General features: G+C 66.1%; 29 protein-coding genes. 14 read left to right on the top strand and 15 right to left on the bottom strand.

What is annotated here, in order from left to right; genetic code table 11:
- The first annotated feature begins 112 nt into the window (after window positions 1-112).
- The gene (locus tag J3E61_RS08655) at window positions 113-514 is read left to right on the top strand and encodes a hypothetical protein (RefSeq protein WP_192724809.1); all 402 of its coding nucleotides are present in this window, start codon (window positions 113-115) and stop codon (window positions 512-514) included.
- Between the two features lie 70 nt (window positions 515-584).
- Window positions 585-860 (top strand): hypothetical protein, encoded by a 276-nt coding sequence (locus J3E61_RS08650; RefSeq protein ID WP_210083268.1) that lies wholly within the window; start codon window positions 585-587, stop codon window positions 858-860.
- Window positions 861-864: 4 nt separating this feature from the next.
- On the opposite strand, the gene J3E61_RS08645 is transcribed toward J3E61_RS08650, so the two are convergent.
- Entirely contained in the window at window positions 865-1,206 is a 342-nt protein-coding gene (locus J3E61_RS08645) for an aminopeptidase (RefSeq protein ID WP_192724807.1), read from the bottom strand.
- Between the two features lie 128 nt (window positions 1,207-1,334).
- Here J3E61_RS08645 and J3E61_RS08640 point away from each other — a divergent pair, with 128 nt between their 5' ends.
- A complete protein-coding gene (locus J3E61_RS08640) occupies window positions 1,335-2,228 on the top strand; it encodes a DMT family transporter (protein ID WP_192725253.1) in 894 nt (297 codons plus the stop codon).
- Here the strand turns inward: J3E61_RS08640 and J3E61_RS08635 are convergent.
- Both J3E61_RS08635 and J3E61_RS08630 read right to left on the bottom strand, forming a co-directional pair.
- Window positions 2,225-2,509, bottom strand: a complete 285-nt coding sequence (locus tag J3E61_RS08635) for a hypothetical protein (protein ID WP_210083267.1) — start codon at window positions 2,507-2,509, stop codon at window positions 2,225-2,227. The two genes, J3E61_RS08640 and J3E61_RS08635, sit on opposite strands and share 4 nt — an antisense overlap.
- Window positions 2,510-2,536: 27 nt before the next feature.
- A complete protein-coding gene (locus J3E61_RS08630) occupies window positions 2,537-4,228 on the bottom strand; it encodes a sodium/solute symporter (protein ID WP_192725252.1) in 1,692 nt (563 codons plus the stop codon).
- Between the two features lie 134 nt (window positions 4,229-4,362).
- Between J3E61_RS08630 and J3E61_RS08625 the strand changes: the two genes are divergently transcribed.
- From J3E61_RS08625 to J3E61_RS08615, 3 genes are read left to right on the top strand one after another with little or no spacing between them, the layout of a single operon-like run.
- Window positions 4,363-5,142, top strand: coding sequence for a DeoR family transcriptional regulator (locus J3E61_RS08625; protein ID WP_192724805.1), 780 nt, complete (start codon window positions 4,363-4,365; stop codon window positions 5,140-5,142).
- Window positions 5,139-6,230 (top strand): galactose-1-phosphate uridylyltransferase, encoded by a 1,092-nt coding sequence (galT, locus tag J3E61_RS08620; protein ID WP_210083266.1) that lies wholly within the window; start codon window positions 5,139-5,141, stop codon window positions 6,228-6,230. Before J3E61_RS08625 ends, galT begins: the two co-directional genes overlap by 4 nt.
- Window positions 6,227-7,315: a galactokinase gene (locus tag J3E61_RS08615; RefSeq protein WP_210083265.1), complete on the top strand. Its 1,089-nt coding sequence runs from the start codon at window positions 6,227-6,229 to the stop codon at window positions 7,313-7,315. The genes galT and J3E61_RS08615 overlap by 4 nt, the downstream gene beginning before the upstream one ends.
- On the opposite strand, the gene J3E61_RS08610 is transcribed toward J3E61_RS08615, so the two are convergent.
- From J3E61_RS08610 to J3E61_RS08575, 8 genes are all read right to left on the bottom strand, one after another.
- Entirely contained in the window at window positions 7,304-8,104 is an 801-nt protein-coding gene (locus J3E61_RS08610) for an ANTAR domain-containing protein (RefSeq protein ID WP_210083264.1), read from the bottom strand. The two genes, J3E61_RS08615 and J3E61_RS08610, sit on opposite strands and share 12 nt — an antisense overlap.
- Window positions 8,105-8,118: 14 nt before the next feature.
- Window positions 8,119-8,430: an STAS domain-containing protein gene (locus J3E61_RS08605; RefSeq protein ID WP_192724801.1), complete on the bottom strand. Its 312-nt coding sequence runs from the start codon at window positions 8,428-8,430 to the stop codon at window positions 8,119-8,121.
- 3 nt (window positions 8,431-8,433) lie between these two features.
- Window positions 8,434-8,856 carry an ATP-binding protein gene (locus J3E61_RS08600; RefSeq protein ID WP_192724800.1) on the bottom strand — a complete coding sequence of 141 codons (423 nt, stop codon included), beginning with the start codon at window positions 8,854-8,856 and terminating at the stop codon, window positions 8,434-8,436.
- An 85-nt stretch (window positions 8,857-8,941) separates the two neighbouring features.
- Window positions 8,942-11,128 carry a SpoIIE family protein phosphatase gene (locus tag J3E61_RS08595; RefSeq protein ID WP_210083263.1) on the bottom strand — a complete coding sequence of 729 codons (2,187 nt, stop codon included), beginning with the start codon at window positions 11,126-11,128 and terminating at the stop codon, window positions 8,942-8,944.
- A complete protein-coding gene (locus J3E61_RS08590) occupies window positions 11,125-11,751 on the bottom strand; it encodes a SpoIIE family protein phosphatase (RefSeq protein WP_192724798.1) in 627 nt (208 codons plus the stop codon). The genes J3E61_RS08595 and J3E61_RS08590 overlap by 4 nt, the downstream gene beginning before the upstream one ends.
- The gene (locus tag J3E61_RS08585) at window positions 11,744-12,157 is read right to left on the bottom strand and encodes an ATP-binding protein (protein ID WP_192725251.1); all 414 of its coding nucleotides are present in this window, start codon (window positions 12,155-12,157) and stop codon (window positions 11,744-11,746) included. The genes J3E61_RS08590 and J3E61_RS08585 overlap by 8 nt, the downstream gene beginning before the upstream one ends.
- A 7-nt stretch (window positions 12,158-12,164) precedes the next feature.
- Window positions 12,165-12,554 (bottom strand): STAS domain-containing protein, encoded by a 390-nt coding sequence (locus tag J3E61_RS08580; RefSeq protein WP_192724797.1) that lies wholly within the window; start codon window positions 12,552-12,554, stop codon window positions 12,165-12,167.
- A gap of 15 nt (window positions 12,555-12,569) precedes the next feature.
- On the bottom strand, window positions 12,570-13,469 hold the full coding sequence (locus J3E61_RS08575) for an STAS domain-containing protein (protein ID WP_210083262.1): 900 nt from the start codon (window positions 13,467-13,469) through the stop codon (window positions 12,570-12,572).
- A gap of 130 nt (window positions 13,470-13,599) precedes the next feature.
- Between J3E61_RS08575 and J3E61_RS08570 the strand changes: the two genes are divergently transcribed.
- Window positions 13,600-13,956 (top strand): anti-sigma factor antagonist, encoded by a 357-nt coding sequence (locus J3E61_RS08570; RefSeq protein WP_192724795.1) that lies wholly within the window; start codon window positions 13,600-13,602, stop codon window positions 13,954-13,956.
- 20 nt (window positions 13,957-13,976) lie between these two features.
- On the opposite strand, the gene J3E61_RS08565 is transcribed toward J3E61_RS08570, so the two are convergent.
- Window positions 13,977-15,611 (bottom strand): lactate permease LctP family transporter, encoded by a 1,635-nt coding sequence (locus J3E61_RS08565; RefSeq protein ID WP_192724794.1) that lies wholly within the window; start codon window positions 15,609-15,611, stop codon window positions 13,977-13,979.
- Between the two features lie 154 nt (window positions 15,612-15,765).
- Here J3E61_RS08565 and J3E61_RS08560 point away from each other — a divergent pair, with 154 nt between their 5' ends.
- From J3E61_RS08560 to J3E61_RS08545, 4 genes are read left to right on the top strand one after another with little or no spacing between them, the layout of a single operon-like run.
- The gene (locus J3E61_RS08560; protein WP_210083261.1) at window positions 15,766-16,029 is read left to right on the top strand and encodes a hypothetical protein; all 264 of its coding nucleotides are present in this window, start codon (window positions 15,766-15,768) and stop codon (window positions 16,027-16,029) included.
- A gap of 37 nt (window positions 16,030-16,066) precedes the next feature.
- On the top strand, window positions 16,067-17,650 hold the full coding sequence (locus tag J3E61_RS08555; RefSeq protein ID WP_210083260.1) for a peptidase S53: 1,584 nt from the start codon (window positions 16,067-16,069) through the stop codon (window positions 17,648-17,650).
- Window positions 17,650-18,858 carry a zinc ribbon domain-containing protein gene (locus J3E61_RS08550; RefSeq protein ID WP_192724791.1) on the top strand — a complete coding sequence of 403 codons (1,209 nt, stop codon included), beginning with the start codon at window positions 17,650-17,652 and terminating at the stop codon, window positions 18,856-18,858. The genes J3E61_RS08555 and J3E61_RS08550 overlap by 1 nt, the downstream gene beginning before the upstream one ends.
- The gene (locus J3E61_RS08545) at window positions 18,855-19,577 is read left to right on the top strand and encodes a hypothetical protein (RefSeq protein WP_192724790.1); all 723 of its coding nucleotides are present in this window, start codon (window positions 18,855-18,857) and stop codon (window positions 19,575-19,577) included. The genes J3E61_RS08550 and J3E61_RS08545 overlap by 4 nt, the downstream gene beginning before the upstream one ends.
- Here J3E61_RS08545 and J3E61_RS08540 read toward each other — a convergent pair whose 3' ends face one another.
- Window positions 19,578-20,180 (bottom strand): sigma-70 family RNA polymerase sigma factor, encoded by a 603-nt coding sequence (locus tag J3E61_RS08540; protein WP_192724789.1) that lies wholly within the window; start codon window positions 20,178-20,180, stop codon window positions 19,578-19,580.
- Window positions 20,181-20,565: 385 nt separating this feature from the next.
- Here J3E61_RS08540 and J3E61_RS08535 point away from each other — a divergent pair, with 385 nt between their 5' ends.
- The 3 genes from J3E61_RS08535 to J3E61_RS08525 are packed head-to-tail and all read left to right on the top strand — an operon-like array spanning window position 20,566 to window position 23,864.
- Window positions 20,566-21,915, top strand: coding sequence for a DUF4118 domain-containing protein (locus J3E61_RS08535; protein ID WP_210083259.1), 1,350 nt, complete (start codon window positions 20,566-20,568; stop codon window positions 21,913-21,915).
- Between the two features lie 11 nt (window positions 21,916-21,926).
- Window positions 21,927-22,469 carry a GNAT family N-acetyltransferase gene (locus J3E61_RS08530; protein WP_210083258.1) on the top strand — a complete coding sequence of 181 codons (543 nt, stop codon included), beginning with the start codon at window positions 21,927-21,929 and terminating at the stop codon, window positions 22,467-22,469.
- 9 nt (window positions 22,470-22,478) lie between these two features.
- Window positions 22,479-23,864, top strand: a complete 1,386-nt coding sequence (locus J3E61_RS08525) for an HNH endonuclease (protein ID WP_210083257.1) — start codon at window positions 22,479-22,481, stop codon at window positions 23,862-23,864.
- Between the two features lie 34 nt (window positions 23,865-23,898).
- Here the strand turns inward: J3E61_RS08525 and J3E61_RS08520 are convergent, their stop codons facing one another.
- Window positions 23,899-24,399: a hypothetical protein gene (locus J3E61_RS08520; RefSeq protein WP_210085484.1), complete on the bottom strand. Its 501-nt coding sequence runs from the start codon at window positions 24,397-24,399 to the stop codon at window positions 23,899-23,901.
- Window positions 24,392-26,584, bottom strand: a complete 2,193-nt coding sequence (locus J3E61_RS08515; protein WP_210083256.1) for an elongation factor G-like protein EF-G2 — start codon at window positions 26,582-26,584, stop codon at window positions 24,392-24,394. Before J3E61_RS08515 ends, J3E61_RS08520 begins: the two co-directional genes overlap by 8 nt.
- Between the last annotated feature and the right edge of the window lie 98 nt (window positions 26,585-26,682).

The following is a 26,682-nucleotide window of genomic DNA, read 5'->3' as shown; positions in this document are numbered from 1 at the left end:
GGCAGGAACTTGCATTGTTCTTATCAGCGTCTTGCCAGCCAGCGTCTCTAACGTCCTGTGCACAAAACCCTCAGTTTTTGACAAGCACAACCACAGGCTCCGGAGGTCGTACGTGAAGAAGTTCGGCGTTTATGCCATCAGCGCTGTCGGTGCGGCGGCGGTGTCGATGGCGTTCTTTGGTTCCGGCGTCGCCGCGGCCGACGACTACAGCGGGCAGACCTATGGCGACGCGTCGAAGGCCATCAGCGATGCGGGCAAGAAGGCCGTCATCGCCAGCCGGGCCGGTGACACGCTCGCCGACGACGAATGCATCGTCTCGCATTCGCAGTCGGCGCCGTGGATCAAGGGTGACGACTTCTCTCCTGTCACCGACACCGTCCTCGTCTACCTGAACTGCAACGCCACCGTCGCGTCTGCAAAGGATCCCGGCAACTCGGCGGCCAGCCCCGAGGGCCGGGCGGCCATCCAGAAGGCACAGGAAGACGAGGCCAAGGCCGCGTCCGGATCTTCGTAGCGCCAGCCCCAGCCGCGGCCCGCGCTGCCCAGTAGGGTGAGGCCAGGCATCCACGAAGGGGAGGGCGGGAATGAAGCTTCAGGTGTTGCCCTACGTCACCGTCGAGATCGACGATCGGCTCCGCCGTCGCGTACGCCGTGCCGGAGAACGCCTGCGCGTCAACGTCAGGGCGTATCTGCTGAGCGCCGCCGACGACGTCGACGCGGCCGGTGACAGGGTGCGCGACCTGTGCGACAGGGCCGTCCATCGAGTGGACACAGTCGTCGAGCGAGTCACCGACAAGCTGGGCACCGACGAACCGCACCAGCCGCGCCTGCACCTCGTCGGTGGCCGCGAGGCCAGCTAGCGCGCTAGGGCGTTCGCGCGCCGGTCCGGCCGCCGACGACGAACGAGCCTGCGATCACCACCAGACCGATCACCGCGACCGGAATGGCCCACGTCCGCCGGCTCGAGACCGCCGATTGACATTGCTGGACATAGTCGGTGTGCGGGATGACTTGGTTGAGTATCGGCAGGTTGGCGGGATTCTGGTTGTCCGCCTGCTGTGCGGCTGACTGATCGGCAGCGAGACCATTGCCGCATCCGATGCTGCCGTTGTCGGGCCCGGGCACCGATACGGGCATGAGCAGTCCGATGATGCCGACCACCAGCACGACCGCCCCCACCAGCAAAATCAACCGTCGCAAGTTCATGGGCTGTTTTATGCCCAATCGCCCGGGTTTGAAACCATCTGGACAGCTGGCCCGAAGGGTGCACCGCGCGCGCATATATGTTGTTCTTGTCCGGTGTGGTGGCCGTGGCCCGAAAGGAGCGCGACGCTTTGGTAGGCCATGGTCTGACGGTGTTGCTCGCCGTGCTCGCCGCGGTGTTTCTTGCGATCGGAATCGTGGTGCGCCAGCGCGCCACGATGGACGTCCCACAAGAGCACGGCGTCAGTTCGGTCATGTTCCTCACCCTGCTGCGCCGTCCGCTGTGGTGGGCAGGCACCGCGGCGGCGGTCGCGGGGTATGTCTTCCAGGCGCTTGCGCTGGCGAAGGGCTCGCTGCTGTTGGTGCAGCCAATTCTGGTGTCGGCGCTGCTTTTCGCGCTGCCGTTGAGCGCCAGGCTGGCCCACCGGCGCGTCACCCGCGGCGAATGGCTGTGGGCTGTGGTGCTGACGGTTGCGCTTGCTGTGTTCGTCGTGCTCGCGAAGACCCGCCCCGGTGACTACGAGGCGTCGCTGCCGTTGACCGCGCTCGTGGCGGTGATCTGTACGGCCGCGGTGTGCGCATGCGTGGTGGTCGCGACTCGCACGATGGGCTGGAAGCGCGCGGTGTTACTCGCACTCGCAGTCGGTGTGCTGTTCGGTGTCGTCGCGGTGCTGACCAAGCTGTTGATGCACGTGCTGATTCACGAAGGCGTGCGCGCACTGCTGAGCACGCCGGTGCCGTATCTGCTTGCGCTGATTGCGGTTTTCGCAACCTTCCTGCAGCAGTCGGCTTTTCACGCCGGGTCGCTGCAGACGTCGGTGCCGACGATGCTGGTGCTCGAACCGCTGATCGCCGTCTTGCTCGGCGCGATCGTGCTCGGCGAGAACTTGGACGTCAGCCACCTCGACGCCGTGCTGATCACGATCAGCACGATCGCGATGGTTTCGGCCACCATCGCGCTTGGTCGCGACGAGGGTGCCTACGAGGAGCAACTCGAGGCGGCGATGGCGCGCCGCTCGGCCTAGTGCGGCTCGGATTCCTCTGTCGCTGAGGCTGTTTCGGGTGTTTCAGGCACCTTCACCGGCCGCAGTAACGCCCAGCCGATGAACACGATCGAAACGGCGATGAGCACCAGGCCCACCCACCAGTTGGCATCGGTGCCCACATACAGGTCGACGGGGTTGTCGGTGGCGGCGCTGTGGTGGTTGCCGAGCAGGGCCGGGACGAAGCCGGCGATAGTCAGCACGATGCCGTAGATCCCGAGCAGCGCGCCGATGATGTTGCGGACGTCGAAAAGGTGTCGCATCTTCAAGTCCTTCTCAGTGAAAACCGGCTAGTGGAAAACGATGTTGAGCACGATGACCAGTGCGAGTGAAACCGCGGCGAGCGGAACAGGCTTGTAGTACCACGCCTTTCCGGCACTCTCGGGGTCGGAGAAGACGTCCTTCGACGTCTCGGAGTACACCAGTCCGACCAATTCGCTGACGGGCTTCGGCGTGGTCACCATGGTGACGGCCACGCTGACGGCGATGTCGACGACGAACGCCACCGATGCGGCGACGAACGGCACGCCCTGGCCGGGAAGGCTGAGCACACCGACCTTGGACAGAATGAAAACGAAGATGGCAGAAAGGGTTCCGCTGACCAGGCCCGCCCAGCCTGCGGTCGACGTCATCCGCTTCCAGAACATGCCGAGGATGAAGGTCGCGAACAACGGTGCGTTGAAGAAGCCGAACAGCGTCTGCAGGTAGTCCATCAGGTTGGAGTAACCCGCCGCGATCAGCGCGGTGAAGATCGCGAGGATGGTGGCGGCAATGGTGGCGATTCGGCCGACAGCGATGTAATAGCTGTCCGGCCGGTCCTTGACGACGTAGTCCTGCCAGATGTCATAGCTGAACACGGTGTTGAAGGCAGAGATGTTGGCCGCCATGCCCGCCATGAACGAGGCCAGCAGGCCCGCGATGGCGACGCCGAGCAGGCCGTTGGGCAGGATGTCGCGGATCATCAGCAGCATCGCGTCGTTGTATGTGATGTCGCCTTTGCCGGTCGTTTTCAGCCGGATCATGTCGCCGATCGACGCGGCGGCGATCATGCCGGGCACGATGATCACGAACGGGATGAACATCTTCGGGAAAGAACCGATGATCGGCGCACGCCGCGCCGCGGAGATCGAATCCGAAGCCATCGCGCGCTGCACCTCGACGAAGTTCGTGGTCCAGTATCCGAAGGACAGCACGAACCCCAGACCGAACACGATCCCGATCACCGACCACACCGGGCTGGAGAACCCGGACAACGCCGTACCTGGCCAGGTGGTGAGCTGCTCGTGTGTCGTCGCTGTCACCTTGCCGGAGGAGACGGTGTCAATGACCTTGTCCTTCAAGCCATTCCAGCCGCCGACCTTCGTCAGCCCGAATATCGTCAGGGGCACCAGCGCCGCCACGATGACGAAGAACTGCAGCACCTCGTTGTAGATCGCGGCCGAAAGGCCACCCAGCGTGATGTAGCTGAGAACAACCAGCGCTGCGACGATCAGCGACAGCCACCGCGGCCAGCCGAGCAGCGCGTTGATGACCGTCGCGAGAAGGAACAGGTTGACCCCCGCGATCAGCACCTGCGCGGTGGCGAAGCTGATCGCGTTGACCAGGTGGGCGCCGGGCCCGAAGCGCCGCCGCATGAACTCGGGCACGCTTCGCACCTTGGAGCCGTAGTAGAACGGCATCATCACCACGCCGAGGAACAGCATGGCCGGGATCGCGCCGATCCAGTAGTAGTGCATGGTCGACAGCCCGACCTGGGCGCCGTTGGCGGACATGCCCATGATCTCGACGGCGCCGAGGTTCGCCGAGATGAATGCCAGACCGGTCACCCAGGCGGGCAACCGGCGGCCGGACAGGAAGAAGTCCAGGCTTGTCGAGATCTGGCTTCTGGCGATGAAGCCGATGCCCAGGACGAAGACGAAGTAGATCGCGACGAGCACGTAATCGAGCCAGCCGAGGTTGAGGCGCAGCACGTTTTCGGTCATCTCGTAGTCATCAACTCCTTGGTTGGAGTAAGTCGAATCCAGCACATGATCGGTCACAAACAACCAGAAACTAACAGGGCGACCCCAGCAAACTGGGCCAAATCAGGAAATTTTGTTTGATATTGTGCGTTCCCATGCTCGCCGCCGAACGCCGATATGCGATCTTGCGGGCGTTGAACGCCGACGGAGCGGTCCGGGTCGCCGACCTGGCCGCCGAACTCGACGTGTCCGAGATGACCGTGCGCCGCGACCTCGACGCGCTGGATGCGCAGAATCTGCTTCGCAAAGTGCACGGCGGCGCGGTGACCCGGCACAACCGCGGAGAAGAACCGTGGTCGTCGGTCAAGGCGGGCCAGCAGCGCGCCGAGAAGGCGGCGATCGCCGCGGTGGCAGCCGAGACCGTCGAAGACGGCATGACGATCGCGATCAGTGCAGGCACCACGACCACAGAGTTGGCGCGCCGGCTGCGGCACCGGTCGTCGATCACCGTGGTGACGAACTCGCTGCGCGTGTTCGAGGTGCTGACCGATCCCGACGCGACCGACGCTCCGCAGGTGTATCTGTCAGGCGGAGTCCGCACGCCGTCGGATGCGCTCGTCGGACCCGTGGCCGAGGCGACGATCGGGTCCTTCCGGGTGGACGGCACATATCTCGGCGTACATGGCTTCGACCCGGAGGCGGGCTTGACGACACCGAATATCGCTGAGGCACAGACCAATCGGACGATGATCGGCATCGGCGCCCAGTTGACGGTGCTGGCCGATCACACCAAGTACCGAGAAGTGGGGACAAACGTGTTCGCACGCATGCGTCGGGTCGACAACCTGATCGTCGACGACGGCCTTGACATCGTCGACCGCGGCATCGTCGAGGAACATGTCGGGCGCCTGACCATCGCCACGGTGCACCCGTGACCGACCCGACGAGATGGCCGCTTGCCGACGGTCGTGAGCTGTTGATGTTCCCGTTGGCCGGGCACACCCCGGCGCCGGTGCCCGACAGGCGCCCGCTGCCCGAGCGCGGTGATCAACGGTCGCAGTTGCGGTTCGACCGCCAGACCGGGCAGTGGGTGATCATCGCGGCGCTGCGCCAGGATCGGACCTACAAGCCGCCTGCCGACGAGTGCCCGCTGTGCCCCGGTCCTACCGGGCTGACCAGTGAGATCCCGGCACCCGACTACGACGTCGCGGTGTTCGAGAACCGCTTCCCCAGCTTGTCCGGGGCGGGCGGTGCCGCGTTCAAGCTTCCGTACCCCAACGGGGATCTTTTCCAGTCCGCCCCTGGCCACGGCCGATGCGAGGTCATCTGCTTCTCCAGCGATCACACCGGCTCGTTCAGCCAACTCGCGCAGGCGCACGCGCGCCTCGTCGTCGACGCGTGGCGGCATCGCACCGCGGACCTGATGGCTCGCCCCGGCATTGCGAACGTGTTCTGCTTCGAGAACCGCGGCGAGGAGATCGGCGTGACGCTGACCCACCCGCACGGTCAGATCTACGGCTACCCGTATCTGCCGCCGCGGGCGGCCGAGATGCTGCGCGAGGCCCGCGCTTATGCCGACCGCACCGGTGGCAACCTGTTCACCGACATCCTCGCCCGCGAAGTTGGCGAGGGCAGCCGCATCGTCGCGAGCACCGAGCTGTTCACCGCGTTCGTGCCGTTCGCGGCGCGGTGGCCCGTGGAAGTCCACATCTATCCGAACCGATTCGTACACAACCTCGTTGACCTGACCGACGCAGAGCTCGACGGCTTCGCGCAGATCTACCTCGACGTCCTGAAGCGGTTCGATCGCATGTATCCCACTGCGCTGCCCTATATTTCGGCACTCCACCAATACGCCAACTCCGACGAACAGCGGCAGGGCTACTTTCACGTCGAGCTGATGTCGGTGCGGCGCAGCGCGACCAAGCTCAAGTTTCTGGCCGGCTCGGAGTCCGCGATGAACGCATTCATCAGCGATGTGACTCCGGAGAGTGTGGCCGAGCGACTGCGGGAGTTGGCATGATTCGATACGCGGCGCCCGGTCGGATCAACCTGATCGGCGAACACACCGATTACAACTTGGGCTTCGCGCTGCCGATCGCGCTACCCGAACGCACGGTGGTCACCTATGCGCCAGATGACGGCGGGCAACTCGCGGTGCGCAGCGACCAGGAAGACGGCGACGTGTCGATCCCGCTCGACACCGCACCCGGCGACGTGGACGGCTGGGCGGGCTATGTGGCCGGGGTGATGTGGGCGCTGCACGCGGCAGGCCACCGAATCCGCGGCGGGACGATGTCGATCGTCAGCGATGTCGAAATGGGCTCTGGTGTCTCGTCTTCGGCGGCACTGGAGTGCGCGGTCATCGGCGCGTTGACGACGGGCGCCGACATTCACCTCGATCGCGTCGAACTGGCCCGCCTGGCGCAGCGGGCCGAGAACGAATACGTCGGTGCGCCGACCGGAATGTTGGATCAACTGGCCTCGCTGTGTGGTGAATCGCGCAAAGCGTTGATGATCGACTTTCGTAAGCCGACCGTCGAACCGGTGGCGTTCGATCCCGACGCCGCCGATGTCGCCCTCCTGCTGATCAATTCGCGGGCACCACACCAACATGCCGGTGGGGAGTACGCATCGCGCAGGGCGTCGTGTGAACGGGCGGCCGCCGACCTCGGCGTGGCGTCGCTGCGCGAGGTCCAGGACCGCGGCGTTGCCGTGCTGGCCGGGGTGGCCGATCCCGTCGATGCCCGGCGGGCCCGCCACATCCTGACCGACAATCAGCGCGTGCTCGATGTCGTTGCGGCGCTTCAGTATTCCGACTTCACGACGATCGGCCATCTGTTCAACGCATCCCAGGCATCGATGCGCGACGACTTCGAGATCACCACCGAGCACATCGACCTGATCGCCGATACCGCGGTGGCGGCAGGTGCGTTGGGCGCCAGGATGACCGGCGGCGGCTTCGGCGGATGTGTGATCGCGCTGGCGCCTGCCGCGAAGTCCGACCACATCGCCGACGCGGTCCGCACAGCGGTCGCCGACGCCGGCTACAACGCGCCGACGATCGTCCGCACCAACGCGGGTGCGGGCGCACACCTATTGCGGTAGTGGCGGGTCCGAGAGTGCGGCCCACATCAGCCGGGCCGCTTGCCGGGTGCGTTCGTCGGGCGTGATCGGCGCTCCGGTGTCTGGCTGTTCGGCGGGCGCGCCGCTGATGTGCTCGAGGAGCGCGACTGCCAGTTCCCGCAGCTTCACGTTGAACTCCTGGCTGGCGCGGCGCAGGATCCGCCACGCGTGGTCGGCGTCGCAACGCACCAGGCCCATCAGCGCACCCTTGGCCTGCTCGATAGCGCCGCGTGACTGCAGCACCGTGATGATGTCGGCGATCGCGGACGCGTTCTCGGCCGCGGTGGTGATCAAGGCTGCTGAGATCAGCTGTTCGTAGTTGATCAGGCTGGCCACCGTCGCGGCGCCGGCAGGTTGGGACAGCGTGCAGCAGATGACGACCGTCGCATCGTCGGCCCACACGCCGGGAACGGCGGCGACGCCGTGTACCTGTTCCCACGTCGACTCATATTGCGGCGCAAGGTCATTCATACTCGCCAGGGTCAGCTGGGGCCAGCGGTCGTCGGTCCACAGGTCTGGACTCAGCACCGGCACCTGATAGGCGATTGCATCGGGAACCGGACCGCCGATGCCTGCCAACTGAGCTTCGACGAACTCGGCACCGACACCGATTGCGGCGAGCACGGACGGTGCCTCGTCATGGCGCTTGTCGTGCACCGTGATCGTCAATCCGACCGCATCGAGGTGGTCGGACTGTATCCGCTCGAGGATGCGATGCAGCAGCGCCATCAACTGCGGATGCTGGCGCGGTTGAAAGTGGGGCGGGGGCATGTTCGATCGCGGGGTCAGTCGCGGGTCGCGACGGTGGCTACGCGGTCGAGGCCGGAGATGTTCAGCAGGGTGATGATCGGTCCCGTCGCAGGCACGATCAACGCGAGCTTCGTCGTCGCGGCGACAGCGAACAAGGCTCGTACGGCAGCGCTGTCGCAGTACGTCACCTCAGAGAGGTCGACCGTGATCGTGTCGCTATCGGCGGCGGCGCGGTCGAGGACTTCGGAGAACTCGTTGACGTTGGCCAGGTCGATGTCTCCGGACGCGGTGACCACCGGCGGCTGCTCGGCGTCCGCGGCGGACATCTGGAACTGACGGTTGTTCATTAACTACAGCTCCTTGCGCATTTCCACCGTGGTCCCCTGCGGGGTTGGCGTGATCGTGACTGTGTCGACGAGGGCCCTCATCAACCTGCTGCCGTGGCCGCGACCCCGCGGACTCGACTGTGGCGCATGCCAGCGGCCGTTGTCCTTGACGGTCAACGCCAGACCCGTATCAGTGGCGCGTGCCGTGACTTCCACGACGACATTGTGGGCGGCGTCGCGCACAGCGTGTTCGATTGCATTGGACGCGGCTTCGCCGACGGCGAGCAGCACCTCGGCCGCGGCCGAGGCATTCACCGCCGCGGTCGGCAACCACTTGCGCAGGTGGGCGCGGATGACGGCCAGGCTCGCCGGGATCGCGGGTAACAGCACCCGCATCGGCGCGGGTTGACGCGCGTCGGTACTGGATGCCCCGGATATCTTGGTCATCAGTACCTCCGGCACGCCGAGCGGCAGGCCCGACAGCCGCAAATTGCCGTAGCTGTCATATCACGTGAACCTTCACGGTGTGGGCCTATCCGACCGCGAACCGCATGCCGACAGTGGTGCCGTGCGCGGTGCCTTCCAGGTCGACCTTGTCGCTGAGTGTCCGCATCAGCAGCAGGCCCCTGCCCCTGGTGCCGGGGTCGGCGGGCGGTGTCTTCCACGAACCAGAGTCGGCGACCCGGATGTGAATGTGCTGGTCATCGACCGCCCCCTCCACCCGCATCGGGCCGGGGTCCTGACCACGGTAAGCGTGCTCGGCGCTGTTGCTGCACGCCTCGTTGACCACCAACACGATGTCCGCGGCCTGCATCTCGGATACGCCGGCGCTGTGCAGCCACGCGGTGAGCTGATGCCGGACATCGGTCAATCGTGCTGGAATCGCGTCGATTTCAATGACGAGCGCGGGGCCCGGGTGACGGTACAGCACGATCGCGACATCGTCGTCGTAGCCGAGGGCGGGTGCCAATTGCTCGAGCATCGTGTCGGCCACGGTGTCCACCGGCAGCTCCGTGGTCCGCGTCAGCACGTCGCCGACCCGAGCGATGCCGGCGTCGATCGGTTCGCCACGCCGCTCGACAAGACCGTCGGTGTAGAGCAGCAGGGTGGAACCGCCGGTCAGTGTCGTGGTGGCCTGTGGGCGGGGTTCGTCCCTGTGCACGGCCAGCGGCACCGACCGCGCATCGATCAACAGCTGTGGTTCAGCCTCGACATCGGCCAGTACCGCGGGCACGTGTCCGGCACTGCTGTAGGACAGCGTCTCGGATTGTGCATCGAGGATTGCGACGAAGACGGTGGTGCAGAACGCATCTGGAATGAACGCCGCTACTGAGTCGAGGTGTTCGAGCAATGTCGCCGGCGATTCACCCGTGAGCAACAGCGCACGGGCCGAGCTGCGCAGCTGACCCATCACCGCAGCCGCGGCCAGCCCGCGACCGACGCAGTCGCCGACGATGATGCCGATCCGGTCGTCGCCGACCGGCAGCACGTCGTACCAGTCTCCGCCGATTTCCAGCGGTGAGACCGCAGGCTCGTAGCGCGCCGCGAAGCCAGGCGGCAGTTCTGTCGGCGCGAGCATCGCCCGCTGCAGGGTCAACGACGTGTCACGGGCGAGCTCGAACTGGCGCACATGCTGCATGGCAAGGCTGAGGTGGCCGGCGAGCGCGGCGACCAGTTGGCGGTCTTCCGCGCCGACCCTGCGGGGTGCGTCGAACTCGAGCCACAGGGTCAGGTCACGCGTCAAAGTGGCCACGATGCCATGTGCGTAGTCGAATTCCGTTGCCCAGCCGACGGTTTCGACCGAAAGCGGAAGCCACGCCCTGGCGTCGTCGAGCGACCGCCGCAGCTCGGGTTCGAGGTCATGCCAGGTTACTGTCACGGGTGTGCCTGCGAGGTGCACCGTCGGTTCTTCGTGTTCGCTGGGCGGCCACGCGATCGCGGCCACCTGCCGCACGCCCAGCCTGGTTCGGCACTCGTCGAGGGTGGCCGAAAGCACCTCGCCGATGCTCTTGGCGACGCTGACCGCGGTCGCCAAATGAGCGACGGCGCGCTCACGTTCGGCAGCGGCGCGCGGGGCGGTGATGTCGCGAATGGTCCCGACGTAGGTCCCCCCGGCGTCCTCGGCGCCCGGTGAGGTGACTTTGTTGACGCTCATCGCCACCCATACGGTGTGACCGTCGCGATGCCGGATCGGCGCCTCGGCCTCCAGAGTGCCCTCGGCGAGCAGCCTTGACAATCGATCACCCGAGCCGGCGTCGTCGGCCATCCACGGGTGTTGCCATGCGTACGGCAGACCCTCGGGTCCGTAACCGGTGATGTCGGCGAACGCATCGTTGACCTCGATGACCGCGCCGCTGCTGTCGGAAACGAAGAAGCCCTCCTGCAGCGAGTTCACCAGAGCCGTGCGGAACTCGTCGCGGTCGGCCAGATCGTCGGCGCGGGCCCGCTGCTGCTCGTATCTCTTTGTGCCGTCGATGAACCCGCGCGTAGCGACGTCCAGTGTCGCCAGCGTCTGTAGCAGAAACTGCAGCGCGACCGCCGAGTCTTGCCCTGCCACCAGGCGTGCGTGGTTCTCGATGATGTCCAGGATGCTGATCTGTTCAGCCAGTGCGCGGCGTCCGAGTTCATGGCCGACTGCGAGGGTGTCTTCGCCCTGTGCGGCGAGGTAGGCACTCAGCGCGGCGGCGTAGGAGGCGTGAAACTCGGCCGCGGGAGTCATGACGAGACGCCCCGATGCCGCGCCGTGAGCACTAACGCGTCGTCGGACTCGCGGCTGTAAACGTCGAGGATGTGTTCGGCGATCGACATCGCTGGCGCGGCGAAGTCGATGCCCTTCACGTGGTCTTCCAGAATGCCGTCGGTGGCGATCACGAGCAGGTCGCCGGGGGTCATCGATACCTGGTGGGTGGCCAGTGCGTGCGGGATGCGATAGCCGACGATGCCGCCCGACAGCAGTGCTGAAGCCCGGATGTGGATACCGGCTGCACTCTTGGAGACCAGGTCGGCCGTCACGTTGCCGATGCCGATCCAGCTCAGCGTGTCGGTCTCGAAGTCGATGCGCGCCAACGTGATTGCCGCGCCGCGTGTGTCGGTGAGTCCGCGGTGACAGCGCTGCAGCAGTACGTCGAGCGGTTCATTGCGGCTGCGGTTGACCACCTCGTCGGCGCGTAGTGCCGCGGTCTCCGCGGCCGTGCCGTGACCGAGCCCGTCGGCGACCCCGAACAACGCGGCGGTGCCTCCGAGGTCGACGGCGATCGGATAGTCGCCGCACACGTCCTCGCCGGGTAGCGGGCGACGCGCCGCGGCCCACTCAATCGGTCCGATCGAGCCCTTTCTACGCATTGGCCGGTATCCACTTCCACATCTCGACCACCGTGCCCTGCCCGGGCGTCGACTCGACGATCAGTCGATCCATCAAGCGTCGAGCACCGGGTAACCCGAGGCCAAGGCCCCGGCCCGTCGAGTAGCCATCCTCCAAGGCACGTTCGATGTCGACGATGCCGGGACCCTCGTCCTCGGCCCGCACCACCAACGCCGTGCGCCCGTCCCGCTCGGCGACCGCGACCCGGATCGCGCCGGAGCCCGCGTAACTGGTGATGTTGCGCGCCACCTCCGAGATCGCGGTGGCGATCATCGTGACGTCGGTCAGCGAGAAACCGAGATCCCGGGCGAGCTGATGCCCGGCCTGGCGGGCAGCGACGATGTCGTCGGAATTCTTGACGTCGATCACTTCTTCTCTCGGGGTCATCTCGGCGTCAATCGGCACCGTCGCGCCCGATCGTCGGCTGGCGCGCTTCGAGTTGCCGGGTGAGAAACGCGAGTCCCTCCTCGAGATCCAGCGCGGTGTACATGTCGTCGAAGACAAGGCCCAGTTGGACCATCGCGAACGCCACTTCGGGTTGCAGACCCACGATTACGGTGTCGGCGCCCCGCAGCCGGGTCATGTGCGCGATCGTGCGCAACGACCTGGCGGCGAACGAGTCCATTACGTCGATCGCGGTGACGTCGACGATGATGCCGTGTGCGCGGTACCGGCTGACCCGCTCCATCAGATCGTGGCGCAGCCGTTCGGCATCGGAGTCGGTGAGCGCGGCCTGCACCGAAGCGATGAGGATCGCGCCCTGTTTCAGGATGGGTACTGGCATGTCGCGCTAGCGCCGTCAGCCGTTCTGCTCGCCGGTTCGGGTCACTTCGTAACCGAGGAGCCGCTCGGCCTCCTCGATACCGCCCTGCAGGTCGCCGACGGCGTTCATCTTGGACAGATCGAGCCCGATGGTCACCAGGGTCAGTGCGATATCCGACGACAGGCCGGTGATGATCACGCTGGCGCCCATCAGACCGGATGCGTCGACGGTCTGCACCAGGTGGTTGGCCACGGTGGAGTCGATGGTCGGCACACCGGTGATGTCGATGACGACCACCTTGGCGCGGTTGGCGCGGATGGCACGGAGCAGTTGCTCGGTGACCTGGCGGGCGCGCTGGCTGTCGAGCACGCCGATGATCGGCAGAATCAGCAGCTGTTCGCGCACCTGGAGCACGGGTGTGGACAGCTCGCGGATGGCTTCCTGCTGTTGCCGGATGATGCGTTCGCGTTCCTGCACGAAGCCGACGGCCACGGTGTTCGCGATGCGGTTCGCGGCGGGCTCGTACGCGTCGAGCACCCGGTTCAGCAGGTTGAAGTCGGTCTGGTACTTCTCGAACAGAGAGCGGGCCAGCACGTCTCGCAGCAGCAGCACGATGCCGACCACCTCGTCGGTTTCGACGCCACGGGGGATGATGCGTTCCGACAGGTCGCGTGCGTAGTCCTGCAGCGCTTCGACGCTGCCGGTCTCGAGCACCTCGACGTAGCTGTCGTACACCGTGGTGGCCTCGGAGAAGATCTCCTCCGGCGACATCGCGGTGAGTAGTTCGGCTTCGGTGATGCGGCGCGCCCACTCCTCACGCAGGACGGTGCGGTTTTGGCGAAGGTGCTGGACGAGTTGGGGCAGTAGAACTTCGCCGACGAGCTCGGCCGGCGGGATGGTGGCGCCTGCGGCGAGATCTGTCGTCGATTCAGACATTCGGCGGCCTCCCAACTCCACTCGCGCCCAGTCGAATGCACGAGTCCTGAGCCGACCCTAGTCTTTGCGAAGGGAGTCCAACTGACGAAGTCGCCAAACTCCGCCTGCGATTGCCTACTAGGCTCTCCCCATGCCCGCCGAGGAAGCGATCGCCACCGCGCTCGCCTACCAGAATGGGATCGCCGTGCTCAAGGTCGACGGAGATATCGACCTGGCCACGGTCCCCGCACTGGAAGCCGCTATCGACGAAGCCCTGATACCGAAGCCGACGGGGCTGGTAATCGACCTGTCAGAGGTCGGCTTCCTCGCCTCAGCAGGCCTGCAGGCCCTGGTCGCCACGCACAACAACGTCAGCGAGAGCGCGCAGTTCGCGGTCGTTGCGAACAGCGCCGCGACCAGTCGCCCGATTCAGCTGACCGGCCTCGACCAGATCTTTGCGCTGTACCCGACTCTCGACGAGGCGTTGACCGCGGTTCAGTCCAAATAGCCTGGCCGCCAACCGGTTCGTCAGGGCACCATCCACGACAGCACCGAGGCCTGCAGCGCCGACAGGACGCACAGCAGCGCCAGGAACACGAGGCTCCACACCACCACGCGGCGGAAGATGTCGCCTTCTTTGCCGTTCATCCCGACCGCGGCCGCGGCGATGGCCAGGTTCTGCGGTGAGATCATCTTGCCGAGTACGCCGCCCGAGCTGTTGGTGGCGGCCATCAGCACATCGGACAGGCCGGCCTGGTTGGCTGCGGTCACCTGAAGGGCGCCGAACAGCGAGTTCGACGACGTATCCGAGCCGGTCACCGCGACGCCGAGCCAGCCGAGCACCGGGGACAGCAACGCGAACGCGCCGCCCGCGCCCGCCATCCAGGTGCCGAGTGTGATGGTCTGCCCCGACAGGTTCATCACGAACGCCAGTGCCAGCACCATCATCACGGTCGCGATCGCGAAGCGCAGCTGCACCAGCGTCGCGCCGTACGCCTTGATCGCGCGCGGCACCGACAGCTTCAGCACGATCATCGTCAGCAGGCCCGCGATGAGCATCTGGGTGCCGGGGGTGGTCAGCAGGTTGAGGGTGAATTCGGTGAGCGACACCGGCTTTCCCTTTGGACTGACGACGTGCAGGCCGGGCCATCCGAACTTGATGGTGGCCTTGTCGAGCAGCTTCTTGACCGCGCCGATCTGACAGATGACAAAGACCGCGATGATGATCGCGTAGGGCGCATACGCCTTGGCGACCTCGGCGCGGCTGTCGGGATTCGCGACCCGCTGCGCGAATTCGGGCGTCGGCTCATCGGCGGCGCCACCGGCGACGACTGCGGGGGAGTGCTCGACGCGCGGCCGCCAGACCCGCACCATCGCGACCACCGCGGCCGCCGACAGCAGCGATGCGACCACGTCGGCCAGCGGCACCGAGATGAAATTCGACGTCGCATACTGCCCGAGCGCGAACACGATGCCGCAGACCAGTGCGACCGGCCAGGTCTCGCGCAGGCCCCGCCACCCGTCGACGATTGCGACCAGGGCGAGCGGCACGAACAACGCGAGGATCGGCGTCTGTCTGCCGACCATCGCACCGAGCGTGTCGCTGGGCAGGTCGGTCACCTTGCCGAGCGTCAGGATCGGGGTGGCCATCGCGCCGAATGCGACGGGTGCGGTGTTTGCGGTCAGTGCGAGTGCCGCCGCCTTGAGCGGCCGGAATCCGAGCGCCATCAGCATCACCGACGTCACCGCTACCGGGGTGCCGAACCCGGCCAGCGCCTCGAGAAGCGCGCCGAACGAGAACGCGATGATGACCGCCTGCACTCGCTGGTCGTCGCTGACCCGGGCGAACGACCGCCTTAGGACGTCGAAATGCCCTGTCTCCACGGTCATTTGGTAGACCCAGATCGCGTTGATCACGATCCAGAGGATCGGGAAGAACCCGAAAGCGGCGCCTTCGGTCCCGGCCAGCAGGGTCTGGCCGACCGGCATCCCGTACACGAGGACCGCGAGCACGATCGCCAGCACCAGGGATACCAACGAAGCCACCCATGCGGTGACCCGCAGCGCGCCAAGCATGACGAACAGCAGCAGCAGAGGTAGGGCTGCGACCAGCGAGCTCCACGCCAGTGAATGCGCTACCGGATCGAGAACCTGTTGGTACACCGGGACGGAATAGCCCGTGGACGTGCGGTTCAACCCTCGCGGGCTTGGCGCTGACTGCGTAATCACTGTGCGACTGTCAAAACATTGGATTAGAGTTCGGTTTCGCCGGCTTGATCTTCAAAGCCGCTGGTAAAGGTCGGGAAGGACTTAACTCATGGGTCGGATCGCTCGCCGTGTCGCGGCGCTTGTCGGAGGTGCCGCGGTTGTCACGGTGGTGGGCTTGACCGCCTCGTGCGGCAAGGAAGAGCAGAAGGCTCCCGAGACGTCGACGACTACGACCACCACGACCACGTCGGCGACCACCGCCCCGCCGACCGTCGCGCCGACGGAGAAGTCGATCAACCCGACCGGCGGCAACCTGTTCACGCCGCCGGTGAAGGCGCCGCCGGCGCCGACGGCCATCCCCGGCGATAACTAGAACCGCCCCTGGCCAGCTCGGACGTACGCTGGCTTACGTGGTCGCCCGGCATTTCACAACGTTGGCGCTGGTCGCTGTCGGCGTGTTCGTGCTCGCCTCCGACCTGCGCCCGACGGTGTCCGGCACCGCGGGTCTGATCAGCGGGCCCTACGCGTATCTGTTGGCCAGCTCCACCGATCTCGGTCCGTCGCACCGCGCGGACACGCAGTTGACCGCCGCCCTGCGCGGTTCGACCCGACCGGACGCGCTGTACGGCTGGGCCGGTGACAACGGGCTCGACGTGCGATGGCGACCGGGCGAGGAGTGGGCGGTCGTCGAGGGCAACGCCGAGGACGTGGCGAAGGCATTCGACGTCGAGGTGCACGACTACCGCGGCCAGCGCGGCCAGGTGTTCTATGCGTCGCCGCAGCAACCGTCGATCCCCGATCCGCTGCGCGACGAAGTCGCTGAGTTCGGCAGGATCCTCGGCTATACGCCGCACCACACGTCGCGGCCGTCGATCCTGCCGTTGGATGTGCCGGACCGAGGGCTCACCCCAGCGGGATTGCTGACCACCTACAACGCCCAGAAGCTGGCGACCGACGGCTTCACCGGTAAAGGCCAGACCATCGTCTTCTTCGCGTTCGACGGGTTCGAGCAGGCCGACCTCGACACGTTCGCCACCACGTACAAGTTGCCGAAGTTCACCCCGACGGTGGTCGGCGGCCAACCGGGTGAGGCGCGCGGTGAGACGACGATGGACCTCGAGGTCGCCCACGCCGTCGCGCCCGATGCGCGCAAGGTGGTGTGGAACGCCCGCTCCACTGTGGAAGGTGCTGGCGGTTACGAGAAGATCGGGCAGATGCTGCAGGACGCCGACCGGGAGTTCCCCGGTGCGGTGTGGAGCTTTTCGATCGGATGGGGCTGCGACAAGCTGATCACCGCCGCCGATCTCGCGCCGGTGCGGTCGGCGATGAAGACTGCGCACGCGCATGGCACGACTGCGTTCAACGCCAGCGGAGACCTTGCCGGCCTGGAGTGCAAGGGCGGTGAAGATTGGTCGTCGCCGCCTGGGGCGAGCGACGTCGGATTGGATTCGGTGGCCTCGCTGCCGGAGATGGTCGACGTCGGCGGCACCACGCTGTCCACCGACGCCAACGGCGTGTGGCAGGCCGAGCAGGCGTGGTTCGACGTACCGCTGTCGCAAGGCACCGGCGGTGGGGTGTCGTCGTTGTTCGACCGACCCGACTGGCAGCGCGGGGTGTTGGCCGAACGCGATCGGACGCGCAGGCTGACTCCCGATGTCGCTGCGGTCGCCGACCCGTTCACCGGCGTGCGGATCGTGTTCGACCAGCAGGACCTCGTAGGCGGCGGGACATCGCAGTCGGCACCGATCTGGGCGGGCCTCGCCGCGGTGATGAACCAGTACCTGCTCGCCAACGGCGGACGAGAGGTCGGCGACCTCAACCCGCTGCTGTACCGAATCGCGGCAGGCGCGCCGCTCCCGGGGTTCCGCGATGTGGTGTTGGGCGGCAACGCCGTTGACGACGCCACCCCTGGCTACGACCTGGTGACCGGGCTCGGCACACCCGACATCGACAACCTGGTGCGCAACCTGCTGATCGTGCAGAAGGCGACGTGATGAGTACTGGACCGAACGAAGACGCCGTCCCGCAGACGGAGTGCCGGATATGCAAGGTCGATGTGCCTGCCGGCGAGTACTGCGGCCTGTGCGGTTGCCACCTCACGCCGCGGCCGGGAGAAGGTCCGGACTGGTTGCGAATCCGCGACTTTGGTGCCGCACCGGGTGAGCATCTGCTTCAGCCGTCGCTGGCGAGTTCCCTGTTCCCCCATCTGCCTGCGCGGTCGCGCACCGTGTTCCGGGTCGGGCTGGCTCTGGTTTTGGTGGCACTGGTGGTGTTCGCGGTGCTGCGGATGCCCGGTGCACTGGTTGCGGTTTCCGCGCTCGGTTTCCCGTTCCTGTTCGCGCTGTACGTGCGCGAGTCGGACGGGTTCGAGGACGTGCCGGCCCGCACGTGGGCGCTGACCGCCGCGCTCGGTGTCGGGTTGGGGGTCGGGTGGGTGCTGCTGACGGGCGCGATGGTGGCCCGCTCGTACGGAATTGCGTTGGGAGCGGGCGTCGTTGGCTCGCGCATGTTGAGCATGGGGATCGGTATCCCCCTTGGTGGCGTGATCCTGATGCTGATGCCGGCGGTGATCGTGCGGCTGCTGCGGCCGCCAACGCGGGAAGCGCTGGAGGGCTTCATGGTTGGCGCGCTCGGCGCGCTCTCGTTCACCGCGGCCGCGACGTTGACGCGACTTGCCCCCCAGTTCGGCAGCGGCGTGGTGAGCAAGCGCCCGCTCGACAGCCTGCTCGTCGAGGCGGGAATCAGGGGCGTGGCGGTGCCGCTCACCGCGGCAGCGGCGGGCGGATTGATCGGTGCCGCACTGTGGTTCAGGCGCCCGCCGAGCAAGGAGAAGCAGCGTCCCGGTGTGGTGCGTGCGCTGCTGGTGTCGTTCGCGGTGGCGGTGCTCGCCGTGTATCTGGCGCTCGGCCTGATCGACGTTTCCCATTTCCCGCAGGTGCTGATGCTCGTGTTGTATCTGGCGGTTGCCGGGCTCGCGCTGTTGCTGTTGCGTATCGGACTGCACCTTTCGCTGCTGCACGAGGCGCACGACGAGATCCAATCCGACGAGCCGCTGCTGTGCCCGCACTGCGGACACGTCGTACCCGATATGGCGTTCTGCCCAGCGTGCGGTGTCGCGACGCGGGCGTCGTCGCGATCGTCGCGCACGGCACGTCGTGATGTCCGACCCGTGCGCAGCGAGCAGGAGACGGACGGATCATGAGCTCGCCGACCTTCTTTCCGGGCTATGCGGTGCCCGCCGGGTCCTATGCCGCCCCGCCGGTGCGCCATTCGCGTGTCAGGGTGCTGCTGATCTGGTTCACCGCGATCGCGGTGGTGGCCGTCGCGCTGGTCGGTGTGACGATGTTGAGAAGCAAGCCGCCCGCCCGATATATGTGTCCGCCCAGCTGCGGGCATCCGCCGACGGGGACACCGGTCAACACCAACCCCCGGTTCACGGCGGCAGACGGCGCGTTCTCGGTGTCGTATCCCGCCGAGGGGACGGCGTACAAAATCACCACCAAACCCAACGGCGTCACCGCGGATCTGCAGGCAGGCGACGGCGGCACGTTGCAGTTGTTCAGCGAGCCGGCGGCGAACCGGTCACCGGAGCAGATAGCGAAGAGCTTGATCCGCAAGACGTTTCCGGACGCGCGCACCGCCTACAAGATTCCCAACGCGATGGTGGGGTATCAGCCCGGCTACGGCGAGGCCGCCGACTGTTGGCCGCAGGGCGCCAACAGCAGCTACATGAAGATGCGCGTGTTGGTCATGGTTGCGGTCAAGAACGACCTGGCTCTGGTCGCCGCTGCGATTGGCCCGTTTCGGCAGTTCGGCCCGAGCTTCGGCAGCGGCAAACCGTCCGGCGCCAATCTCCAAATCGCTTTGGACATGGGCAAGTACGTCAACAGCTTCGCTTGGCGCGGCGACCCGCCGCGGTGATCAGGCGACTTCGGTGAGTCCGTAGCCGCGGTCCCTGGCCACCTCGGCCAGCAGTGCGCGCAGCCGGTGTCGTCCGCGATGCAGCCGCGACATCACCGTCCCGATCGGGACGTCGGTGATCGCGGCGATCTCCTTGAATCGGCGGCCCTCGATATCGGCGTAATAGACTGCGGTACGCAGCTTTTCGGGCAGTTGACGCATCGCCGCTCTGACATCTGTGTCGCCGAGCATGTCCAACACCTGGTCTTCTGCCGAGCGCAGTCCGATCGACGAGTGACGCGCCTCTGCGAGCAGTTGTCCGTCGGTGATCTCGTCGGTCAGCCACTGCACGGGCCGGCGTTGTTGCTTGCGGTAGCCGCTGATGTGCGTGTTGAGCAGGATGCGATACAGCCAGCCGCCGAGGTTGGTGCCATCGCGAAAACCACGGAACCCGGCGAACGCCTTGGCCGCGGTCTCCTGCAGCAGATCTTCTGCCTCGGTGCGATTGCGGGTCAGCTTCATCGCCTGCGGGTAGAACGCGGCGATCAACGGGACGGCATCACGCTCGAACCGCGCGGCCAACTCGTCATCGTGGGACTCGGGTACTGCGGCGGTACTGAGCATGCGTTACTCCTATTGGCAACGGATCTTCTTGTATGCTCACAACTCTCGTTGTGGGCTTGGGCGGTGTCTGCATGGCTGGCCCCCTAACGTCGGTAATGAAAACCCGACCTGGCACATACCGGTTAACCCCCATATCGGGTCCGGTGAACAGGACATCCCAGGCAGCCACCGCTGCCGCAACGGCGAGGATGACCGTCACGACGACATGGCGGGCCAGGCGTCTGTCGGTGGTGGTGTCCATGTCACTAGACCTTTGCGCGCCGCGCCGATCCGGTCTTCGATGCTGGCGGCCATTCATGATTACCGCTAGCGGCACTTGACAGCCTGGCAGCCGCTCGACAGCCCTTGCACAGCTGCTGAACAGCCACGGGAGCTATCAAGGGGTGTGACCGGCCGGGTGTTGTCATTGCTGGTGCGCCCGACCGCACCACCGATGTGGGTGGGATTACTGGTTGCCGCAGCGGCGATTTCGGCCGAGACACTATTGGTAGTCGTGCTGCGAACGCTTGCGCCGATGGACACGTTCGGTGTGGTCTATCTGCTCGGTGCGCTCGTGGTCGCGATCGGCTGGGGTACTGGCCTTGCTGCGGTGACTTCGGTGGTGAGCGCGTTTGGTTTCGGTTACTTCCGCGACTGGCCCGACGACAGCTTCGATCCGACCGACCTGCGCAACTGGGTGGTGATCGGCGTGTTCCTTGTCATCACGTTGATGGCGAACACGCTGGCCGGTGTGGCGCGGGCCAGAGCGGCAGAGGCCGAACGGATTGCCGAGCGGCAGGCGGCGCTGCGACGTGTCGCGACCGCGGTTGCGCAAGGACTGCCGGCCGGTGACGTGTTCGCAACCGTGACAACGGAGTTGGCGCACGCGCTGCACGCCGAGCATGCTGCGCTGTTTCGCCATGAAGCTGACGGAACCGTCGTCCTGGTCGCTGAGTCCGGCGGGAAGTCGACATCCGTCGGTCGCACCGCACCGATCGTCGTCGACGGACACCAATGGGGCGTCGCCGTGGTGAGTTCGTCACGCGCCCAACCGCTTCCCCCTGACACGGACGCACGGCTTGCGGACTTCGCCCGACTGGTGGCGATGGCTATCGCGAACGCGCAGGCCCGATCGGACCTGACCTCGTCGCGGATGAGGATCGTGACCGCTGCTGACGATGCGCGCCGACGCCTCGAACGCGATCTGCACGACGGTGCACAGCAGCGCCTGGTGTCGCTGGCGCTCAAGGCACGCATGACGGAAGTGTCGTTGCCCGATGGGCAGGACGCGGTGCGGGAGCAACTCAACGAGATCGTGCAGGGTCTCGGCGACATTTGCGAGGAACTGCGCGCGATCTCCCGCGGCATCCATCCGGCGATCCTGTCCAAGGGCGGGCTCGGCCCCGCGCTGCGGTCGCTGGCATGCCGATCCGTGGTGCCGGTCGACCTGAATGTCGATGTGCCCTGCCGGCTGCCCGACCGTGTTGAGGTGGCCGCGTATTACGTTGTGGCTGAGGCACTTACCAACACCGCACGGCATGCCCACGCTGACGAGGTCAAGATCAGCGTGCGGGCCGTCGATGGCCAACTGAACTTGATGATCTCCGACGATGGTGCCGGCGGCGCCGACCCGTCGAACGGGTCCGGACTGACCGGGTTGGTCGATCGTGTCGAAGCGGTCGGCGGGCACCTGTGGGTCGACAGTCCGGTCGGCGTCGGCACGTCGCTGGCGGCGTCGATCCCGTGCGCGGCCTAGCATGTGTCACCGTGCGGTTGCGACTGACGAACTTCGACGACACCGCCTTCATCGTTGAAATGGCTCGCCATGCCTGCGTCATTGAAGACTGGCCACTACCCGAGGCGGACTCCGAAGACACGCGAAGTCTCCTGCCAGGCATTGATGACACGGGGATCGTCGCCTCAGGAGCAGGAGAAGTAAGGCTCGGCGCGGTGTGGACCTTCCGTCACAATCCGCCGCTCCTCTTCGACGCCGAGAACGCCCCGCTGCCGGAAATCGCCATCGCAGTTGTCCGGGAGATGCGTGGGCAGGGTATCGGTGCGGCGCTGCTGGACGAATTGATCGAGCATTGCACGGGTAAGTACGACGCGCTTGCCCTTGTACCGACGCAAAGGGTTTCGTGTGGTGGGTCAGGGTCGTGGCGCTCGTGGTATAGCAATGCGCAAGGAATTGCCGACGGCCTAGCATGTGGGTCTGACATTTTTTGGCTGTGGGTGGTGGGTTGTCCCCAGGTGCGAATTCATCCACAGGTGGCAGTTGAGTGCCGGGGATTTGGCACAGGTGTTCGATAGTGTTGTGCCATGGGCGAATTCGTCACTGCACAAGCGGCGCGGGAGCGGTTTGACGCGCTGGCTGATGCGGTGGACGCCGCCTACGCCGAGATGCGTGGATTGTCGTCGGCTGAGGTGGGCAACGAGTTTCGAGTGGACCTCGCCGAGCGGTTGGAGGCCCAGGAGCGCACCAATCGGGGGTTGATGTATCGGTTCTTCGGTGAGATCGCTGATCCGCCCGATGAGACCGCGATGGTGCCTGCACTGGTCAACAGTCTGGCCGCGCGACTGCGGATCGCGCCGGCTGAGGTCAAACGCCGGATGAAGACTGCGGCCCGTTTGGTGCCGCGGCGCTGTCTGTCGGGTCCGCCGTTGGCACCGGAACTACCCCAGGTGGCCGACGCGCTGGCCGCGGGGGTGATCGGTGAGGATCATCTGCGGGTCATCGGGCGGGCCATCGACACGCTGCCCTCGGCGGTGTCGGGCACAGATCGCGAGGACGTCGAGGCCAGCCTGGTGCGCGAGGCCACCAAGAACGACGCCGAGATCGTGCGGGCCCTGGCGCGGCGTATCGATGAGATCTTCAACCCCGACGGTGACTTCGATGAAGCCGACCGGCAGCGGCGGCGCGGACTGCTCCTGGGGCCGCAGGGCCGCGATGGGATGTCACGGTTGTCGGGCTACATCGACCCCGAAACCCGCGCCTATGTGGAGGCGGTGACCGCCGCGGTGCGCCCCGGCCGCCACTTACCCGACGGACACATGGCCGAGGTCGTCGATGAGCGCAGTGGCCCCCAGCGCTGCCACGACGGGGTCAAACTCGGGCTCAAGGCCGGTATCGCCGCCGGTGGGCTGGGCAGCCATCGCGGTCATCCGGTAACGGTGATCGCGCGCACCACGCTGGCCGAACTCAACCAGGCCGCCCACGCGGTCACCAACCCCGATATCCCGATGCCCTCGCCGGCGCGTACCGGCGGCCAGGGCGTGCTGCCGATGCGTGATGTGATCCAGCTGGCCGCCGATTCCATCCACTATCTGGCGGTGTTCGACGACCACACCGAACGGCCCATTTACCTGGGGCGCCAGACTCGCATCGCCACGGCCGATCAACGGATCATCTGCTATGCCCGCGACGGCGGCTGCACCCGGCCGGGCTGTCTGGCGCCGGGCTATCACAGCGAGGTCCACCACTGCCCGGACTGGACACCCGAGGGCCGCACCGACGCCGATTGCCTGTTCTTTGCCTGCGGACCCGACCACAAACTCATCACAAACGGCCACTACCAGACCAGCATCACCCACAACGGCCGACTGGCCTGGACCGACGGCACCACAGCACCCGAGATCAACCACGCCCACCACCCCGAAGAACTCCTACACGGCAACCCCGACCCACCTGAGCTCAGGGGTGAGTGACCTTGGCGCCCAACAGCTCTCGGCGCGCCTCCTGCTAGCAGGAAGACGTAGAGCGCAGCGCGGCCTCCACGGCGTGCCAGTCCGGTGCGTGGACCACCCAGTCAGGGACGTCGCCGTTCTGAGGGCCGAACAGATACAAGTGCGGGACGACGTCCCTGATCGCCCGGTGCACATCGAGCCGGTCGTCGATCATGTGCGTGATACCCAACTCGCGGCAGTGGATGGCCTTTTCGGCGCGCTCGCGGCAGAACCGGACGTTGCCGCGCGGAAAGCCGGTCCGGTCGTAGAAGTCGTGATGGTCCAACCAGGACAACGTCTTACGTTGTGTGCTCTCACCGCATTTCGAGATGATCCATACCCTGCCGCCGAAGAGGGCGACGAGTCGAGGGATGACCTCGAAGGCGCCGGGCGTCGCCGGGGTCGCGAGCGCCTCTTCGAAGCTGGAATCGAGGAAGCTGGTGTCGGCAGCATCGTCCACGCCGAGACCACCTTCGATCACCCGGCCGAAATCGATCCCGAGCACCGCGTCAGGCAGAAGCCTTCACCTTCGCTGCCGCCGACTCAGGCATCGGCTCATAGCGGGCGAACGCCCGGGTGAAGGATCCGGCTCCGTGCGACAGCGACCTCAAATCGATTGCATAGCGGGTCAATTCGACCTCGGGGATCTCCGCCTTGATGAGCGTGCGATCCTCGCCGACCTTGTCGGTGCCGAGCACGCGGCCGCGTCGTCCGGCCAAGTCACCCATCACCGACCCGACCATGTCGTCGGGCACCAGCACCGAAACGATATCGACGGGCTCGAGCAGGTTCACCCGCGTCGCCGCAGCAGCTTCGCGCAACGCCAGCCCCCCTGCCATCTGGAAGGCGAAGTCCGACGAGTCCACGCTGTGGGCCTTGCCGTCGAACAGCGTCACCCGGATGTCGACGACCGGGAAGCCCGCGCCGACTCCCTTTTCCATCTGTGCGCGGACGCCTTTCTCGACGCTCGGGATGAAGTTTCGCGGCACCGCGCCACCGACCACCTTGTCGACGAACTCGAACCCGGAGCCCTCCGGCAGCGGTTCCACCTCGATGTCACACACCGCGTATTGACCGTGTCCGCCGGACTGCTTGACATGTCTGCCGTGTCCTTTGGCGTTGCCGCCGAACGTTTCTCGCAATGGGACCCGCAGCTCCACGGTGTCGACCGCGACCCCGTATCTCCGGTTCAGCGCGTCGAGCACCACGCCGACGTGCGCCTCGCCCATGCACCACAGCACGATCTGATGGGTCTCCGGGTTCTGCTCGATGCGCAGCGTCGGATCCTCGGCGGCCAACCGCTGCAACCCAACTGACAGCTTGTCCTCATCGGTCTTGGCCCGCGGTTGCACGGCCACCGGTAACAATGGCTCGGGCATCGTCCACGGCTTGAGCACCAGCGGATCGGATTTATCGGACAGCGTGTCACCGGTCTCGGCCCTGCTCAGCTTGCCGATCGCGCAGATGTCTCCGGCCACCACCGCGGGCGCGGGCCGCTGTTGCTTGCCCAAGGGGAAAGACAGCGTGCCGATCCGCTCGTCCTCGTCGTGGTCGGCGTGCGCAGCCATCGCCCCGGACTCGGCATGGATGGCAGCCGAGGCCAGGAATCCCTCGGAACCGAAGAACTGCGAGAGATGGCCCGACACATGCACTGTCGCGTCGGGCGTGATGGTCCCGGAGAACACCCGGACCAGACTGACCCTGCCGACATACGGATCCGACGTCGTCTTCACTACCTCGGCGAGTAGCGGTCCGTTCTGGTCGCACGTCAGCCCGGTGCGCTCCTTGCCTTGCGGCGTGAACACCTCCGGCAGTGTGTGTTCGGGCGGCGACGGGAACCCGCTGGTGATGATCTCGAGCAGTTCGAGCGTTCCGACGCCGGTGGCGCTGCACGCCGGGATCACGGGGAAGAACGAGGCGCGGGCAACGGCCTTCTCGAGATCCTCGATGAGCACCGCCTGGTCGATTTCCTCGCCGCCGAGGTAACGCTCCATCAGCGTCTCGTCCTCGGATTCCTCGATGATTCCCTCGATCAGGCTGCCGCGCAGTTCCTCGATCGAATCGGAGTACGACGCATCCGGTGCATGGGAATCGGCGCGCTTGCCGTTGGCGTATTCGTAATGCGTCTGCGACAGCAGCCCGATCAGTCCCGTGCAGGGAGTGTCGGCGGCCAGATAAAGCGGAAGCACCTTGTCGCCGAACGCCTCCTGCGCCGCCGCCAGAGCGTTCTCGTAGCTGGCGCGGGCGTGGTCGAGTTTGGTGATCACCACGGCCCGTGGCATACCAACCTGGGCGCACTCCTGCCACAGCGACTTGGTCGGGTCGTCGACGCCCTCGTTGGCGGCGATCACGAACAGCGCACAGTCCGCAGCGCGCAACCCGGCCCGCAGCTCGCCGACGAAGTCGGCATAGCCGGGCGTGTCGATCAGGTTCACCTTGACGCCATCATGTTGCAACGACGCGAGCGCGAGACCAACCGATCGCTGCTGAGCGATCTCGGCTTCGTCGAAGTCGCACACCGTGGTGCCGTCCACGGTCGATCCCTGTCTGGTGAGTACCCCGGAGGCGACCAGGAGGGCCTCGACGAGTGTGGTTTTGCCGCCACCCGATGGGCCCACCAGCACCACGTTGCGGATGGCGGCCGGACTGTCCGCGGTGGGGGCGGCTCCGGCGCCCGCAGAAGTTGTCGTCTTGTCAGCCATGACGTTCCCTCCTGATGGCAGCGGCTCTGCTACCGAGGCGTGTGAACACCACAATTCCCCCAACCGCCACCGAGCACAACCGTTTCGGTGACTTTCGT

Origin of the sequence: Mycobacterium sp. OAE908, from assembly GCF_017872775.1 — a bacterium.
Classification (GTDB): domain Bacteria; phylum Actinomycetota; class Actinomycetes; order Mycobacteriales; family Mycobacteriaceae; genus Mycobacterium.
The sequence above is the reverse complement of the archived record's forward strand: the minus strand, read 5'-3'. Positions and strand labels throughout refer to the sequence as shown.